This is a genomic window from Streptomyces sp. NPDC057010 (assembly GCF_042673805.1).
Classification (GTDB): Bacteria; Actinomycetota; Actinomycetes; order Streptomycetales; family Streptomycetaceae; genus Streptomyces.
In genome coordinates this window covers 16,564-30,285 of the sequence record NZ_JBHUSC010000020.1, presented here as the reverse complement: position 1 = coordinate 30,285, position 13,722 = coordinate 16,564, and the positions used below count along the sequence as shown (strand labels likewise).

The 13,722-nt window shown below is 73.1% G+C and carries 14 protein-coding genes; 2 read left to right on the top strand and 12 right to left on the bottom strand.

Annotated elements, in window-relative coordinates; translation table 11 throughout:
* Positions 1-133: 133 nt before the first annotated feature.
* Positions 134-784 (top strand): HAD family acid phosphatase, encoded by a 651-nt coding sequence (locus ACFTXQ_RS18670; protein ID WP_382642056.1) that lies wholly within the window; start codon positions 134-136, stop codon positions 782-784.
* Here ACFTXQ_RS18670 and ACFTXQ_RS18665 read toward each other — a convergent pair.
* The 5 genes from ACFTXQ_RS18665 to hsaA are packed head-to-tail and all read right to left on the bottom strand — an operon-like array spanning position 763 to position 5,861.
* Positions 763-2,451, bottom strand: coding sequence for an FAD-dependent oxidoreductase (locus ACFTXQ_RS18665; RefSeq protein ID WP_382642054.1), 1,689 nt, complete (start codon positions 2,449-2,451; stop codon positions 763-765). The two genes, ACFTXQ_RS18670 and ACFTXQ_RS18665, sit on opposite strands and share 22 nt — an antisense overlap.
* Positions 2,448-2,936: a flavin reductase family protein gene (locus tag ACFTXQ_RS18660; protein ID WP_382642052.1), complete on the bottom strand. Its 489-nt coding sequence runs from the start codon at positions 2,934-2,936 to the stop codon at positions 2,448-2,450. Before ACFTXQ_RS18660 ends, ACFTXQ_RS18665 begins: the two co-directional genes overlap by 4 nt.
* On the bottom strand, positions 2,924-3,817 hold the full coding sequence (locus ACFTXQ_RS18655; RefSeq protein ID WP_382642050.1) for a VOC family protein: 894 nt from the start codon (positions 3,815-3,817) through the stop codon (positions 2,924-2,926). The genes ACFTXQ_RS18660 and ACFTXQ_RS18655 overlap by 13 nt, the downstream gene beginning before the upstream one ends.
* 11 nt (positions 3,818-3,828) lie before the next feature.
* Positions 3,829-4,695, bottom strand: coding sequence for a 4,5:9,10-diseco-3-hydroxy-5,9,17-trioxoandrosta-1(10),2-diene-4-oate hydrolase (gene hsaD / locus ACFTXQ_RS18650; protein WP_382642048.1), 867 nt, complete (start codon positions 4,693-4,695; stop codon positions 3,829-3,831).
* The gene (hsaA, locus tag ACFTXQ_RS18645; RefSeq protein ID WP_382642046.1) at positions 4,692-5,861 is read right to left on the bottom strand and encodes a 3-hydroxy-9,10-secoandrosta-1,3,5(10)-triene-9,17-dione monooxygenase oxygenase subunit; all 1,170 of its coding nucleotides are present in this window, start codon (positions 5,859-5,861) and stop codon (positions 4,692-4,694) included. The genes hsaD and hsaA overlap by 4 nt, the downstream gene beginning before the upstream one ends.
* Positions 5,862-6,080: 219 nt before the next feature.
* Here hsaA and ACFTXQ_RS18640 point away from each other — a divergent pair, with 219 nt between their 5' ends.
* The gene (locus ACFTXQ_RS18640; RefSeq protein WP_382642044.1) at positions 6,081-6,962 is read left to right on the top strand and encodes an IclR family transcriptional regulator; all 882 of its coding nucleotides are present in this window, start codon (positions 6,081-6,083) and stop codon (positions 6,960-6,962) included.
* Positions 6,963-7,051: 89 nt separating this feature from the next.
* On the opposite strand, the gene ACFTXQ_RS18635 is transcribed toward ACFTXQ_RS18640, so the two are convergent.
* The 7 genes from ACFTXQ_RS18635 to ACFTXQ_RS18605 form a co-directional block, all read right to left on the bottom strand.
* A complete protein-coding gene (locus ACFTXQ_RS18635; protein ID WP_382642042.1) occupies positions 7,052-8,335 on the bottom strand; it encodes a Gfo/Idh/MocA family protein in 1,284 nt (427 codons plus the stop codon).
* A 29-nt stretch (positions 8,336-8,364) separates the two neighbouring features.
* Positions 8,365-9,450 carry a 2Fe-2S iron-sulfur cluster-binding protein gene (locus tag ACFTXQ_RS18630; RefSeq protein WP_382642040.1) on the bottom strand — a complete coding sequence of 362 codons (1,086 nt, stop codon included), beginning with the start codon at positions 9,448-9,450 and terminating at the stop codon, positions 8,365-8,367.
* On the bottom strand, positions 9,443-9,673 hold the full coding sequence (locus ACFTXQ_RS18625; RefSeq protein ID WP_382642038.1) for a hypothetical protein: 231 nt from the start codon (positions 9,671-9,673) through the stop codon (positions 9,443-9,445). Before ACFTXQ_RS18625 ends, ACFTXQ_RS18630 begins: the two co-directional genes overlap by 8 nt.
* A complete protein-coding gene (locus ACFTXQ_RS18620; RefSeq protein WP_382642036.1) occupies positions 9,673-10,821 on the bottom strand; it encodes a Rieske 2Fe-2S domain-containing protein in 1,149 nt (382 codons plus the stop codon). The genes ACFTXQ_RS18625 and ACFTXQ_RS18620 overlap by 1 nt, the downstream gene beginning before the upstream one ends.
* Before the next feature lie 87 nt (positions 10,822-10,908).
* Positions 10,909-12,003 carry a 4-hydroxy-2-oxovalerate aldolase gene (gene dmpG / locus ACFTXQ_RS18615; protein ID WP_382642034.1) on the bottom strand — a complete coding sequence of 365 codons (1,095 nt, stop codon included), beginning with the start codon at positions 12,001-12,003 and terminating at the stop codon, positions 10,909-10,911.
* The gene (locus ACFTXQ_RS18610; protein WP_382642033.1) at positions 12,000-12,893 is read right to left on the bottom strand and encodes an acetaldehyde dehydrogenase (acetylating); all 894 of its coding nucleotides are present in this window, start codon (positions 12,891-12,893) and stop codon (positions 12,000-12,002) included. The genes dmpG and ACFTXQ_RS18610 overlap by 4 nt, the downstream gene beginning before the upstream one ends.
* 11 nt (positions 12,894-12,904) lie before the next feature.
* On the bottom strand, positions 12,905-13,687 hold the full coding sequence (locus ACFTXQ_RS18605; RefSeq protein ID WP_382642031.1) for a 2-keto-4-pentenoate hydratase: 783 nt from the start codon (positions 13,685-13,687) through the stop codon (positions 12,905-12,907).
* Positions 13,688-13,722 lie beyond the last annotated feature (35 nt).

Genomic DNA, 13,722 nt, shown 5'->3' with positions numbered 1-13,722 from the left:
CGCTTCCGAACTTGAGGTTCACCGGATTCACCGCGTGGCCATAAAAAGTTTCCTACCGACCAGTAGACACCGGTGTGGATCTCGCCAACCCTGATCACGTACATGCCAACGCGTGACCGAGGAGCGTCCCCCCATGCGCAGCACCCGTACCGCCACCACCGCCGCCGCGGTGGCCGCAGCGGCCGCCGTCCTGACCCTGGTTCCGGCCACCGCCGCCCAGGCGGCCCCGGCCGCGCCGGCGGCCGTCACCGCCTCCGCTCCTGGCGGAAACGCGGCGATCCTCGGCATCGACTACGCCACCTGGCAGCGCGACGTCGCGGCCGTCATCGACGCCGCCCGCCCCGCGATCGAGCAGCGCATCGCCGCCTCCCCGGCCGGGGAGAAGCCCGCGATCGTCCTCGACATCGACAACACCTCGCTGGAGACGGACTTCCACTGGTTCTGGACGTTCCCGACCCCCGCGATCGCCAAGGTCCGCGAGCTGACCCGGTACGCGAACGACCGCGGGGTGGCCGTCTTCTTCGTGACGGCCCGCCCCGGGATCATCCACTCCCTCACCGAGCGGAACCTCAAGGCGGTCGGCTATCCCGTCTCCGGGCTCTACGTCCGCGACCTGCCCGACCTGTTCGACCAGGTCAGCGCCTACAAGACGGGCAAGCGCGCCGAGATCGAGGCCCGCGGCTACACGATCATCGCCAACATCGGCAACAACGAGAGCGACCTGGTCGGCGGGCACGCGGAGCGCACCGTCAAGCTGCCGGACTACGACGGCAAGCTGTCCTGACGGCCGAGGGCCGCGGTGATGGCGTTGGCCGCGGCCCAGCCGAAGGCCATGGCCGGGCCGATCGTCGCGCCCGGCCCCGGGTAGGTCTCCCCCATCACGGCCGCCGAGCAGTTCCCGCAGGCGTAGAGGCCCTCGATGGGCGTGGAGTCCTCGCGCAGCACCCTGCCGTCCCCGTCCGTGACCAGGCCGCCCTTGGTGCCGATGTCCCCCGGGTGCACGGGGACGGCGTAGAAGGGGGCCTTCACGATCGGCGCCAGGTTGGGGTTGGGCAGGGTCGGGTCGCCGTAGTAGCGGTCGTAGACGCTCTCGCCGCGCCCGAAGTCCTCGTCCCTGCCCGCCTCCGCGAAGGCGTTGAAGCGGCGCAGGGCCGCGGGCAGGCCGGGCGCGGCGATCTGCCGGGCCAGTTCCTCCACCGTGCCGGCCTTCTTCAGGAAGCCGCTGCGCGACCACGCCTTGGGGAACGGCTGCCCGGGGAAGAGGCCCGCGAAGATGTAGCGGGCCTTGGAGCGGGCGTCGAGGATCAGCCAGGACGGCACGGTCCTGGCCTCCGGGCGGTCGGCGGCGTACATCCGGTCCACGAACGCGTGGTAGGGCAGTGCCTCATTGGCGTACCGCTCCCCCGCCTCGTTGACGATCACCATCCCCGGGATGCCGCGGTCGGCGACGAGGAAGAACGGCTTCTCCCCCGGCGGGCACACCGAGGGTGCGCCCCACACCTTGTCCAGCAGGTCGGTGGCGGCCCCCAGTTCCCCGCCGAGCCGCAGGGCGTCGCCGGTCTGGCCCTCGGAGGCGTGCGTCCAGGCCGTGGAGGTGGGTGCGGGCAGGTGCTTCTCCCGCAGCGCCTGGTCGTGCGAGAACCCGCCCGAGGCCAGCACCACGCCGCCGCGGGCCCGTACGGTCACCTCGCGGCCGCCGCGCTCCACCCGTACGCCGCTCACCCGGCCGGTGTCGTCCATGAGCAGCCCGGTCAGCGGCGCCGACAGCCACAGCTCCCCGCCGAGCCGCTCCAGCGAGAGCCGCATCCGGGCGACGAGCGCCTCGCCGAGGGAGAGCAGTCTGCGGCCGGTGACCAGGGCCTTGACCGCCCGCGCCCCGACCTTCAGGGACACCTTCCGGCCGGCCCAGGTGCGGCTGACCATGTTCAGGAAGCGGAAGTCGTACGAGGTCATGGTGAGCCCGTAGGTGGGCAGGCCGGCCCGGCGCATGCCGTCGCGCAGGACGCCCAGGCGGTTGAAGTCGACGATGCACGGCTCGATGGAGCGGCCCTGCGCCATGCCGCCCTGGGCCTCGGGGAAGTAGTCCGCGTAGCCGGGGGTGTACATGAAGCGGATGTCGGTGCGGTCGTGGAACTCGCGGACCATGCGCGGCCCGTGGGAGAGGTAGGCGTCCTTGCGGGCGGCCGGGACGCGGTCGCCGACGGTGGCGTCGAGGTAGGCGCGGGCCTTGTCGTGGGTGTCGGCGAGGCCCGCCCGGTCGAGGTGGAAGTTGCCGGGGACCCAGATGGCGCCGCCGGACAGGGCGGTGGAGCCGCCGTACTTGTCGGTCTTCTCGACGACGAGGGCGGTCAGGCCGCGCAGTCGGGCGGTGACGGCCGCGGCGAGGCCGGCCGCGCCGGATCCCACCACGACCACGTCGTACTCGTACTCGTGCTCGTGCTCAGGTGTCATCCGAAGGCTCCGGTGGCGTATGCGCTGCGGAAGTACAGCAGGGGCGATCCGCCGTCGCGGGTGGTCAGGGCGAGGACCCGGGCGGTCACGAGGTAGTGGTCCCCGGCCTCGTGGACTGCTTCGAGGGCGCAGTCGACGGTGGCGAGCGACCCGCGGATGCGGACGGCGCCGTGCTCCGAGACCTCCCAGTCCACGCCCTCGAACTTCTCGCCCCCGCGCCGCCCGAGGGCCCGGCACACCTCCCGCTGTTCCTCGGCGAGGATGCTGACCCCGAACCGGCCGGCCGCCCGTACGGCGGGCCAGCTGGAGGAGGACCGGCCCACGCACAGCAGGACCAGCGGGGGGTCCAGGGACAGGGAGGCGAAGGACTGGCAGGCCAGGCCCGCCGGCCCGCCGTCGTCCCCGACGGCCGCGACGACGGTGATGCCGGAGGCGAAGGCGCCGAGCACCTCGCGGAACGCGGCGGGGTCGATCAGCCGTTCCACTGGTGGCCCCAGAAGCTGTCCGCGGTGATCTCCTTCGCCGTCCAGGTGGCGGGGTCGACGATCAGCCCGTCCCAGCCGTATTCGACCTGGAAGCCGCCGGGGGCCTGCGCGTAGAAGGAGACCATGTGGTCGTTGGAGTGCCGGCCGAGGGTGGAGGCGATGGGGATGCCGGCCGCGTTCATCCGGTCGAGGCAGTAGCCGACGTCGTCGAGGCGCTCCAGTTCGACCATGAAGTGGACGATGCCGGGCGGCAGCGCGCCCGGGTAGAGGCCGAGGCTGTGGTGGCGGCGGTTGGGGCTGAGGAAGTGCATCCAGTGGAAGTCCTTCCCGGGGGCGCCGGTGGGGACCGCGACCGGGGGCAGCTTCATCGAGTCGCGCAGCTGGAAGCCGAGGAGGTTCTCGTAGAAGTCGAGGGTGGCCTCGGTGTCGGGGGCCGGCAGGACGACGTGGCCGAGGCCGAGTTCGCCGGTGACGAAGCGGTTGCCGTACGGGGCGGCGAGCGGGGTGGGGTCCTGTGCCTGGCCCCAGTAGAGCTCCAGCGGGTTTCCGCTGGGGTCCTCGCAGTGGACCAGGCCCTGGACGCGCCGGTCGGCGAGGGTGGCGGCGTCGCCCGGCTTGACGGCGAAGCCGGCGGCCTCCAGCTCGGCGGCGGCCTCGGCCAGGGCCTTGGCTCCCGCGAGCTCGAAGCCGGCGGCGAGCAGCCGGTCCTGGCTGCCGGCGACGAACTGGAAGCGGTGGACGCGGTCGTCGATGCGGACGCCCAGGCAGCCGTCGGTGGAGCCCCGGGCCTCGGTCATGCCGAGGACGTCGAGGACGTACGTACGCCATGCTGCGAGGTCGGCGGTCTCGATGCGGAGGTAGCCGAGTGCGCGGATGTCCATGGGGGGGCTCCCTAGTTCCGGAAGAAGTCGGTGGCGAGGCGGTTGAACTCGGCGGCGGCCTCGGTCTGCGCCCAGTGGCCGCAGTGCGGGAAGACGTGGAGCCGGGCGTCGGGGATGGCCTTCAGGGCGAGGAAGGCTCCGTCGACGGGGTTGACGCGGTCCTCGCGGCCCCAGGTCAGGAGCACGGGCCGGGTGATGCGGTGGGCTTCGCGCCAGAGCATGGTGTCCTCGGGCCACGTGGCGAAGGCGGCGGCCATGCGGGCGTTGCCGAGCCGGGCCCCGGGGTCGGTGGCCTGGGTGTAGCGCTCCTCGACGAGGGCGTCGGTGACGAGCGCCGGGTCGTGGACGAGGGTGGTGAGGAAGGTGCGCATCTGCTCGCGGGTGGGGTCGGGCGCGAGGCTGAACTCGTAGAGGCGCTTGATGCCTTCGGTGGGGTCGGCGGAGAAGAGGTTGAGGGAGATCCCGCCGGGGCCCATCAGCAGGAGCCTGTCCACCCGGTCGGGGTGGTCGAGGGCGAGGCGGGTGGCGGTGCCGCCGCCGAGGGAGTTCCCGATGAAGTGGGCGCGTGCGATGTGCAGTTCGTCCATGAGGGCGACGAGTGCGCGGGCGCTGTAGGTGAAGTAGTCGCGGTCGGGTTCAGGTTTGTCGGAGCGGCCGTAGCAGGGCTGGTCGACGAGCAGGGTGCGGAAGTGCTCGGCGAAGTGGGGGAGGTTGCCGCCGAAGTTGGACCAGCCGGAGGCGCCGGGGCCGCCGCCGTGCAGCATGATCACGACGGGGGCGTCGGGGTCCTCGGGCCCGGCCTCGTGGAAGTGGAGGGTGAGCGGCCCGGCCTTGGCCGTCCGGGAGGTGTTCTCGTACGTGAGGCTCGGCGCGATCACAGCATCGTGTCCTGGATGTCGAGGCCGAGGGCGCCCTGGCCGAAGAGGACCAGGGCCCGCTCGGGGTCGTTGGCGGCGTGGCCGCGTCCGGTGTGGATGTCGCGCCAGGCCCGCTGGAGGGGGTTGGGGCCGGTGCGCAGGGCGCTGCCGCCCGCGTTCTCCATGAGGAGGTCGACGGCGGCGACGCAGCGTTCGGTGGCGAGGACCTGGTCGCGGCGGGCCCTGGTGCGCAGCGGCGTCGGCAGTTCCTCGCCGCGTTCGGCGAGGGCGTACAGCTCGGCGATGTTGCGCCGGAGCTGGAGCCAGGAGGCGTCGATGTCGCTCGCGGCGCGGGCGATGCGGACCTGGGCGAAGGGGTCCTCGGCGACCTGCTGGCCGTAGGAGACGCGGAAGCGCTCGCGGGTGGCGGCGACGTGGTCCTCGTAGGCGCCCTCGGCGATCCCGACGATCGGGGTCGAGATGGTGGTGGTGAAGACGGCGGCGTAGGGGAGCCGGTAGAGGGGCTCGGGGTTGACCCGGTGGCCGGGGACCTGGAGGGCGGTGACCGGGCCGAAGCTCAGGGCCCGGTGTTCGGGGACGAACACCTGGTCCAGGGTGATGTCGTTGGAGCCGGAGCCGCGCAGGCCGACGGTGTCCCAGACCTCGTCGATGCGGTACTGGGAGCGCGGGACGAGGAAGGTCCGCATGTCCACGGGCCGGCCCTCGGCGTCGGTGACGAGTCCGCCGAGCAGGGCCCAGTCGGTGTGGTCGCAGCCGGAGGAGAAGTGCCAGCGGCCGCTGAGGGTGAAGCCGCCGTCGACCGGGGTGACCTTGCCGGTGGGGGCGTAGGAGGAGCAGATGCGGGTGTCGCGGTCCTCGCCCCAGACCTCTTCCTGGGCGCGGGGGTCGTAGAGCGCGACGTGCCAGGGGTGCACGCCGAGGACGGAGGCGACCCATCCGGTGGAGCCGCAGGCCTTGGCGATGTCCTTGACGGCGGTGTAGAAGACGGCGGGGTCGGCGGCGAGGCCGCCGTGGGCCCTGGGCTGGAGGAGGCGGAAGAAGCCGGTGTCGGCGAGCTCCTTGATGCTCGCCTCGGGCACCTTGCGCTGGGCCTCCGCTTCGGCGGCGCGTTCGCGCAGGGCCGGGGCGAGGGCTCGGACTGCGTCGAGGACGTCTTCGTCGCTCATGGTGTCCCTTTCTCAGGGGTCGACGGCTTCGAGGTGCGGTGAACGTACGCCCGGGGGCCGGGGGTGAGGAACGAGCGGTTCCCGCTGAGTGGGAAGGCGGTCGGAGCCCTCACATGGCTACCCGAAGTATTACTGAATGAAATACATGGGTCCGGGTCCTTCCCTCCGCGCGGGGGCCCGTGGCAGGGTCGCCCCAACGCCTGACGCAGGGGGTTTCTCGTGCTTGACCAGGTCATGGAGCCGGATTCCGGGCTCGCGCCGCTGTCGCTGCTGGAGAAGGCCGCGCGGGTGCTGGGCGCCTTCGAGGGGCCGCAGCCGCGGCTCTCGCTCACCGAGGTCGTACGCCGCTCCGGAATCCCGCGCTCCTCCGCCCACCGGATCCTCGACCAGCTGGTGCGGCTGCGCTGGCTGGACCGCGAGGGCCGGGACTACCGGATGGGCATGCGGATGCTGGAGCTGGGCGCGCTGGCCTCGCACCACAACCGGCTGCGCCGGGCGGCGCTCCCCCTCCTGCACGCGCTCCACGAGCAGACCGGGCAGCTGGTGCACCTCTCGGTGCTGGACGGGGCCGAGGTGGTCTGCCTGGAGCGGATCGGCGGCTCGGAGGCCACGGCCGTGCCCTCCCGGGTGGGCGGGCGGATGCCCGCGTACTGCACGGCCGCCGGCAAGGCGGTCCTCGCGTTCGGCGATCCGGCGGCGGTGGAGCACGTGCTGGCCCAGGGGCTGCGGCCGCGCACGGCCCGCACGCTGGTCCGGCCGCCCGCGCTGCGCTCGGAGCTGGCCGCGACCCGCGAGCGCGGGGTGGCCTACGACCGGGAGGAGAGCTTCCGCGGAATCTCCTGCGTGGCGGCGCCGCTGCGGGGCGCGGGCCGGGCCGTCGCCGCGGTCTCGGTGTCGGTCTCCTCCGGCCGGGGCGAGCGCGAACTGGCCCGGCTGGGGCCGGTGGTCGCGGCGTGCGCGCGGGCCGTGTGGCGCGAGCTGTACGGGCCGGGGCGCGCCGGGCGCTCGGCGCCCGCGCCGGCGCGGGACCCGGAACCGGCGGTGTCCGCTCAGGCGATGGACAACATGATGGGCTGGCTGCGGTTCAGCGAGTGGATGTAGCGGGTAGAGATACCTCACGGACCCGACCCCTCGCCAGGGGGCCGGGCCCGTTGCTTTGGTCCCCTGTCCGGATCCCGCCCGGTGCGAAGTCAGTCCGCCGCGGTCGCCGCCGTCGGCGGCCGCAGGGTCTCGACGGTGCCGTGGCGGCGGGCGCGTTCGGCTGCGAGCACGGTCAGGTGGCTGGTGAGGGACTCCCGCGGGCCGGACTTCACCAGCCCGGGGTTTCCGGTGGCGACGGCCGCGACGAAGGCGTCCATGAGGCCCGCGTCGCCGCCGCCGTGGCCGCCCGCCGCGTCCATCGCGCCGGCGTCGGCGCCGATGCCCACGGCTTCCTCGGTCCGCGTCAGGAAGTCGTAGACGCGCAGGGTCCTTCCGTCGCCGCGCAGCTCGCCGCGGGTGCCGAAGATGCGGGTCTGGCGGTCCGCCTGCTCGGTGAAGGCGGTCATGGTGAAGGTTGCGGTGGCCCCGGAGTCGAACTCCATGGCCACCACCTGGTGGTCGACCACGTCGTTGTCGCAGGCGTACACGCACCGCCCGTACGGTCCTTCGCGCAGGGCGCTCTCCAGTGCCTCCGGCGTGAACTCGTCGACCAGCACGTTCAGCGGCCAGGAGTGCTCGCCGCGGGCCAGCCGGCCGCCGTACTCGCGCGTGGCGGAGTACGGGCAGGTGCTCTCCACGGCGCAGTCCAGGCAGCGGTCCGCCGCGCCGGCGGGCCTGTTCCCGGGCCTGAAGTGGGAGAGCCGGCCGAAGCTGGAGACGCGGACGGGCGGCCGGCCGAGCACGTACTGCAGCCAGTCCAGGTCGTGGCAGGACTTGGCCATCAGCATGGACGTCGCCTCGTCCTCGCGGCGCCAGTTGCCCCGTACGAACGAATGGGCCTGGTGCCAGAAGCCGACCGGCTCCAGGTGCTGGACGCTGACGACGTCCCCGAGCCGGCCGGAGTCGACGACGGCCTTCAGCACCCGCGTGTAGGGGGTGTAGCGCAGGACGTGGCCGACCGAGAGGGTCACCCCGGCCTTCTCCACCGCGTCCACGATCCGCCGGCACTCGTCCTCCGTCAGTGCCATCGGCTTCTCGAGCAGGATGTGGCAGCCGAGTTCGGCGAACGCCAGCACCGGCTCCAGGTGGTCGCGGTCCAGGGTGCAGATCAGCACCGCGTCCGCGATCCGCCCGCGGGCGGCCAGCTCCCGCCAGTCGCCCACCGCCGACCCGGGCCCGATGCCGTGGGCGGCGGCCAGCCGCTCCCGCCGGACCGTGCGCGGTTCGGCGACGGCGACGACCTCGGCCCGCTCCGGGTGGGCCAGGGCCCAGCGCGCGTAGCCGGTCCCCCGGTTCCCCGCGCCGACGACGGCAAGAGTGACAACGGCAGGCATGCCGTAAGGCCTTCCCCGCGGCCCCCGTTCTAGTCGTAGGCGATCCGGACCGGGTCCCGGCCGGGCGCGCGTGCCTGGCAGGCCAGGACGTAGCCCTCGGCCAGGTCCTCCTGGTCCAGGACCTCGTTGCGGGCCATCGTGACCTCGCCCGCCACGACCCGGCAGCAGCAGGCGCTGCACGCGCCCTCCCGGCAGGAGTACGGGGCCGCGACGCCCGCCGCGAGCAGCGCGTCGAGCAGCACGGTCCCGTCGGCCCAGGGCACGGTGTGCCGCTCCCCGTCGAGCTCCACCTCGGCGGTGGTCCCGCCCGCCACGGAGGCCGCGGGCGGCGGCGGGGGCGCCGCGAAGACGTCCGCGCCCAGCGAGAAGTAGCGCTCGCGGTGGATGCGGTGCGGCGCGGCGCCGACCGAGCGCAGCGCCGTCTCGGCGGCGTCCATCAGCGGGCCGGGCCCGCACAGGTAGGCGTCGCGGCCGGCGTACGGGGCCACGTGCGCGGCGAGTTGGACGGCGGTCGGCAGCCCCTGGAGGCTCTCCAGCCAGTGGATGACGGTCAGCCGCCCCGGGTGCGAGTCGGCGAGCCCCCACAGCTCGTCCCGGAAGATCACCGACTCGGGGTCGCGGTTGGCGTACAGCAGGGCGACGCTGCCCCGGCCCGCCGCCAGCGCCGACTTCGCGAGGGAGAGCACGGGGGTGATGCCGCTGCCGCCCGCCACCAGCAGCAGGTCCCGGTCGAGGCCGCCGGGCCCCGGGGTGAAGGTGCCGGCGGGCGGCAGGACCTCCAGCTCGTCGCCCGGGGCCACGGTGTCGCAGATCCAGCCGGAGCCGAGCCCGCCGGGGACCCGCTTGGCGGTGATCCGCATCGGCTCGCCGGTGTGCGGGGAGCTGGCCAGGGAGTAGCAGCGGGCGCCGCCGCCGGGGATGCGGAGGGTCAGGAACTGCCCGGGGCTGTAAGGCAGTTCAGGGTCCAGGACGAGGGAGACGGCTTCCGGGGTCTCCTGCACGCGCTGGACGACGCGGACCCGCAGCGTGCCGGGGGCTCCGCCTCGGGGCGCGGCCGGGGCCGCCTGCGAGTCCGCCGCTGCGCGGGCCGTCGTAAAGGAGGGGAGGTCAGACATCGGCGGGTACCTCCAGGTTGCCCTCGCGGACGGCGGCCTCGATGCTCGCGCGCAGTGCCGGACACGAGCGGACGCGGGCGCTGGGCCGACCGGCCGCCACCTCGGCGGCGATGCGCGGGCACAGCGCGGCGGCCTCGCCGGTCCACTGGACCTGGGTGTGCGCGGGGCTGAACTTCTCGCACAGCACGGTGGTGCCGCACTGCGCGCAGGAGACGGGGCGCATCACGGGGCCTCGGCCGCGCGGCGGGCGAGGTTCTCGGCGACCTCGGCCTTCCAGGCGGCGGTGGCGCGGGCGGTGTCGATCTCGAACTCGAAGCGGCGGACCATCTCGTCCTTGACGTCGGCGGCGTCCACGTAGAACTGCTCGTACCAGCGGCGGAGCTGGTAGACGGGGCCGTCCTCCTCGGTGAGGAGCGGGTTGTCGATGCGGGTCTTGTTCCGCCAGATCTCGACGTCCTGCTCGAATCCGACGGCGAGGCCCTCGGAGGTGAGGCGGGCGGCGTCGGCGGCCTGGGCGTCGGTCATGCCGGGGAGCTTCCTGACGATGGCCCCGTACATGAGCATGAAGCTGTTCTCGTCGATGGGGTAGTGGCAGTTGATCAGGACGGATTCGAGCTCGACGCCGCCGCCGACGTCGCTCCACAGCTTGTCGATCATGTAGGAGGGGCCGTAGTAGGAGGCGTCGGAGCGCAGGCCGCCGCCGGTGGAGAGGGTGCCGAGGTCGACGTCGCCGCGCGGGGTGGATTCCATGTACTGGGTGGCGACGTGGCCGTCGAAGACGTTCTTGAAGTAGTGCGGGAAGGCGTAGTGCACGTAGTAGAAGTGCGCCATGTCGACGACGTTGTCGACGATCTCGCGGCAGTTGGAGTTCTCCACGCGCAGGGAGTTCCAGCTCCAGTCGCTCCATTCGGGGCTGCCGACGCCCTCGATCCCGGGGATGGTGACGCCGGCCGGGGGCGGGTTGCCCTCGGGGTCGTGCCAGACGTAGAGCTGGGCGTTGCGCTCCAGGGTGGTCCAGGCGCGGGTGCGGGCGCGGGGCGGGACGCGGCGGGCGTAGGGGATGGCGGCGCAGCGGCCGTTGCCGGACCAGCGCCAGTCGTGGAAGGGGCAGGCGAGGGTGTCGCCCTTGACGGTGCCGTGGGCGAGGTTGCCGCCCATGTGGGGGCAGTAGGCGTTCAGGACGTGCAGTTGGCCGGTGTCCTGGCTCTCGAACACGACGAGGCGGGTGCCGAAGGCTTCGATCTCGTGGGGGGTTCCGTCGCGGAAGGCGGCGGTGAGGCCCAGGCAGTGCCAGCCGCGGGCGAAGCGGGTGGGCACTGCGGCCGCCTCGATGGTGCGGGGTTCTTCTTGGGCGTGGGTCGCTTCGGCCATGGGTGGCCCTCCACTTCGTTGTGGTGTGGTTCGGTTGGCGGTCGGGCGTGCCGCCGCGTCCTGGGGCTCCGCCCCGGACCCAGCGCCTCAAACGCCGGCGGGGCTGGAATTGCCCGCGCCGAGTCGCGGGTGCGGGCGGCGTTCGGCGGCGAGTTCCACCGCGATGTCGATCAGCTGGTCCTCCTGGCCGCCGACCAGGTGGCGTCGGCCCGCGCGCAGAAGGATTTCCGCGCCGGAGACGTCGTAGCGCTCGGCCTGGCGGTAGGCGTGTTTGAGGAAGCTGGAGTAGACCCCGGCGTGGCCCATGAGCAGGGCCATGCGGTCGAGGCGGCACTCTTCGTCCATGACGGGCCGGACCACGTCCTCCGCCGCGTCGATGATCTTCAGGACGTCGATGCCGGTGCGGATGCCCATCTTCTGGCAGACGGCGGCGAAGGCCTCGACGGGCGTGTTGCCGGCGCCGGCCCCCAGGCGGCGGGTGGAGCCGTCGATCTGGAGCGCCCCGGCGCGGACGGCGGCGACGGAGTTGCCGACGCCCAGGCCGAGGTTCTCGTGGCCGTGGAAGCCGACCTGGGCGTCGGGGCCGAGTTCCGCGACGAGCGCGGCGACCCGGTCGGTGACCTCGTCCATGACCATGGCGCCGGCGGAGTCGACGACGTACACGCACTGGCAGCCGGCGTCGGCCATGATCCGGGCCTGGCGGGCCAGGTTCTCGGGGGTGGTGGAGTGGGCCATCATCAGGAACCCGACGGTCTCCAGACCCATCTCCCGGGCGAGTCCGAAGTGCTGGACGGAGATGTCGGCCTCGGTGCAGTGCGTGGCGATCCGGCAGATCTCGCCGCCGTTGCCGTGGGCGGCGCGGATGTCGTCCTTGACGCCCAGGCCGGGCAGCATCAGGAAGGCGATCTTCGCGTTCCGCGCCGTCTCGGCGGCGATCTTGATGAGCTCCTGCTCGGGGGTCCTGGAGAAGCCGTAGTTGAAGGAGGACCCGCCGAGTCCGTCGCCGTGGGTGACCTCGATGACGGGGACGCCGGCGGCGTCGAGGGCGGTGACGACGGACCGTACGTCCTCGCCCGTGAACTGATGGCGTTTGGCGTGCGAGCCGTCGCGCAGCGAGGAGTCGGTGATGCGGATGTCGAGGGTGTCGGAGTACGTCGTCGTCGTGCGTATGCGTGTGCTCACGCGAGCGGTCCCTTCGCGAACTCCTCGCCGACCTTGGTGGCGGCGGCGGTCATGATGTCGAGGTTTCCGGCGTACGGGGGCAGGTAGTCGCCGGCCCCCTCCACCTCCAGGAAGATCGCGACGCGGGCCGTGCCGCCGCCCCGCGGGGAGGGGTCGTCGAACTGCGGCTCGGTGCGCAGCCGGTAGCCGGGTACGTACGAGGCGACCTCCTCGGCGACCTGCTTGACGGAGGCGGCGACGGCCTCGCGGTCGGCGTCGGCCGGGATCGCGCAGAAGACGGTGTCGCGCATGATGACGGCGGGCTCGGCGGGGTTGAGGATGATGATGGCCTTGCCCCGTGCGGCGCCGCCGATCTCCTCGATGCCGCGCGCGGTGGTACGGGTGAACTCGTCGATGTTGGCGCGGGTGCCGGGGCCCGCCGAGACGGAGGCGACCGAGGCGACGATCTCGGCGTAGGCGACGGGCACCACGCGGGAGACGGCGTACACCATGGGGATGGTGGCCTGCCCGCCGCAGGTGATCATGTTGACGTTGGCCCGGTCGAGGTGGGCGGTCAGGTTCGCGGGCGGGACGACGGCGGGGCCGACGGCGGCCGGGGTCAGGTCGATCGCCCTGATGCCGAGGGCGGCGTAGCGGGGGGCGTTGGCCCGGTGCACGTACGCCGACGTGGCTTCGAAGACGAGGTCGGGCAGTTCGTCCTGCGCCAGCAGCCGGTCGACGCCCTCGTGGGAGGCCTCCAGCCCGAGGCGGCGGGCCCGGGCGAGGCCCTCGCTGTCGGGGTCCACGCCGATCATCCAGCGGGGTTCGATGTGCGGGGAGCGCAGGAGCTTGTAGAGCAGGTCGGTTCCGATGTTGCCGGAGCCGACGATGGCGGCGGTCGCTTTCCTCACGGGTACCTCGCTCAGGAGAAGGACAGGGACACCGGGCCGAGCCCGGTGAACTCGGCGGTGTACGTGCGCCCGGCGGCCACGTCCACGGCGCGGGTGCACGAGCCGGGCAGCACGAGGTGGCCCTTGCGCAGCGGGACGCCGAAGCGGGCGACGGTGCGGGCGAGCCAGGCGACGGCGGTGGCGGGATCGCCGAGGACGGCGTCGGAGCGGCCGGTGGCGAGGGTCTCGCCGCCGCTCGTGAGCCGGGCCTCGATGGCCTTCAGGTCCAGCTCGCGCGGGTCGCGGCCTTCGCCGATGACGTATCCGGCGGAGGAGGCGTTGTCGGCGATGGTGTCGGCGAGGGAGATCCGCCAGTCCGCGATCCGGCTGTCGATGAGCTCCAGGGCGGGTACGACGCGTGCGGTGGCGGCCAGTACGTCGGCCTCGGTGCAGCCCTCGCCCGGCAGGTCGGCGCCGAGGACGAAGCCGACCTCGACCTCGATGCGGGGCGCGCAGTACGCGGCGACCGGTACGGGGGTGTCCTCGCGGAGTTCCATCGCGTCGAGGAGGTGGCCGTAGTCGGGCTCGTCGACGCCCATCATGGCCTGCATGACGGGGGACGAGAGCCCGACCTTGTGGCCGGTGACGGTCGCGCCGTCCGCGCAGCGGGCCCGGATGCCGAGGAGCTGGATCTCGTACGCGTCCCGCGCGCCGATGCCCTCGTACAGCTCGGTCAGCGGCCGGACGGGGGCCCGCCGCCGCTCCGCCGTGCTCAGCAGGCCGGCGGCTTCGCGCCGGTGCCGGTCGTTCAGCATGGGGTCCTCCCGGCTGCGGTGGTGTGTGGTGCGGC

Bases quoted from the DNA above. Each gene is read 5' to 3' on its own strand.
- ACFTXQ_RS18670 (WP_382642056.1), top strand. From the start codon at position 134: ATGCGCAGCACCCGTACCGCCACCACCGCCGCCGCGGTGGCCGCAGCG.
- ACFTXQ_RS18665 (WP_382642054.1), bottom strand. From the start codon at position 2,451: ATGACACCTGAGCACGAGCACGAGTACGAGTACGACGTGGTCGTGGTG.
- ACFTXQ_RS18655 (WP_382642050.1), bottom strand. From the start codon at position 3,817: ATGGACATCCGCGCACTCGGCTACCTCCGCATCGAGACCGCCGACCTC.
- hsaA (WP_382642046.1), bottom strand. From the start codon at position 5,861: ATGAGCGACGAAGACGTCCTCGACGCAGTCCGAGCCCTCGCCCCGGCC.
- ACFTXQ_RS18635 (WP_382642042.1), bottom strand. From the start codon at position 8,335: ATGCCTGCCGTTGTCACTCTTGCCGTCGTCGGCGCGGGGAACCGGGGG.
- ACFTXQ_RS18630 (WP_382642040.1), bottom strand. From the start codon at position 9,450: ATGTCTGACCTCCCCTCCTTTACGACGGCCCGCGCAGCGGCGGACTCG.
- ACFTXQ_RS18625 (WP_382642038.1), bottom strand. From the start codon at position 9,673: ATGCGCCCCGTCTCCTGCGCGCAGTGCGGCACCACCGTGCTGTGCGAG.
- ACFTXQ_RS18620 (WP_382642036.1), bottom strand. From the start codon at position 10,821: ATGGCCGAAGCGACCCACGCCCAAGAAGAACCCCGCACCATCGAGGCG.
- ACFTXQ_RS18605 (WP_382642031.1), bottom strand. From the start codon at position 13,687: ATGCTGAACGACCGGCACCGGCGCGAAGCCGCCGGCCTGCTGAGCACG.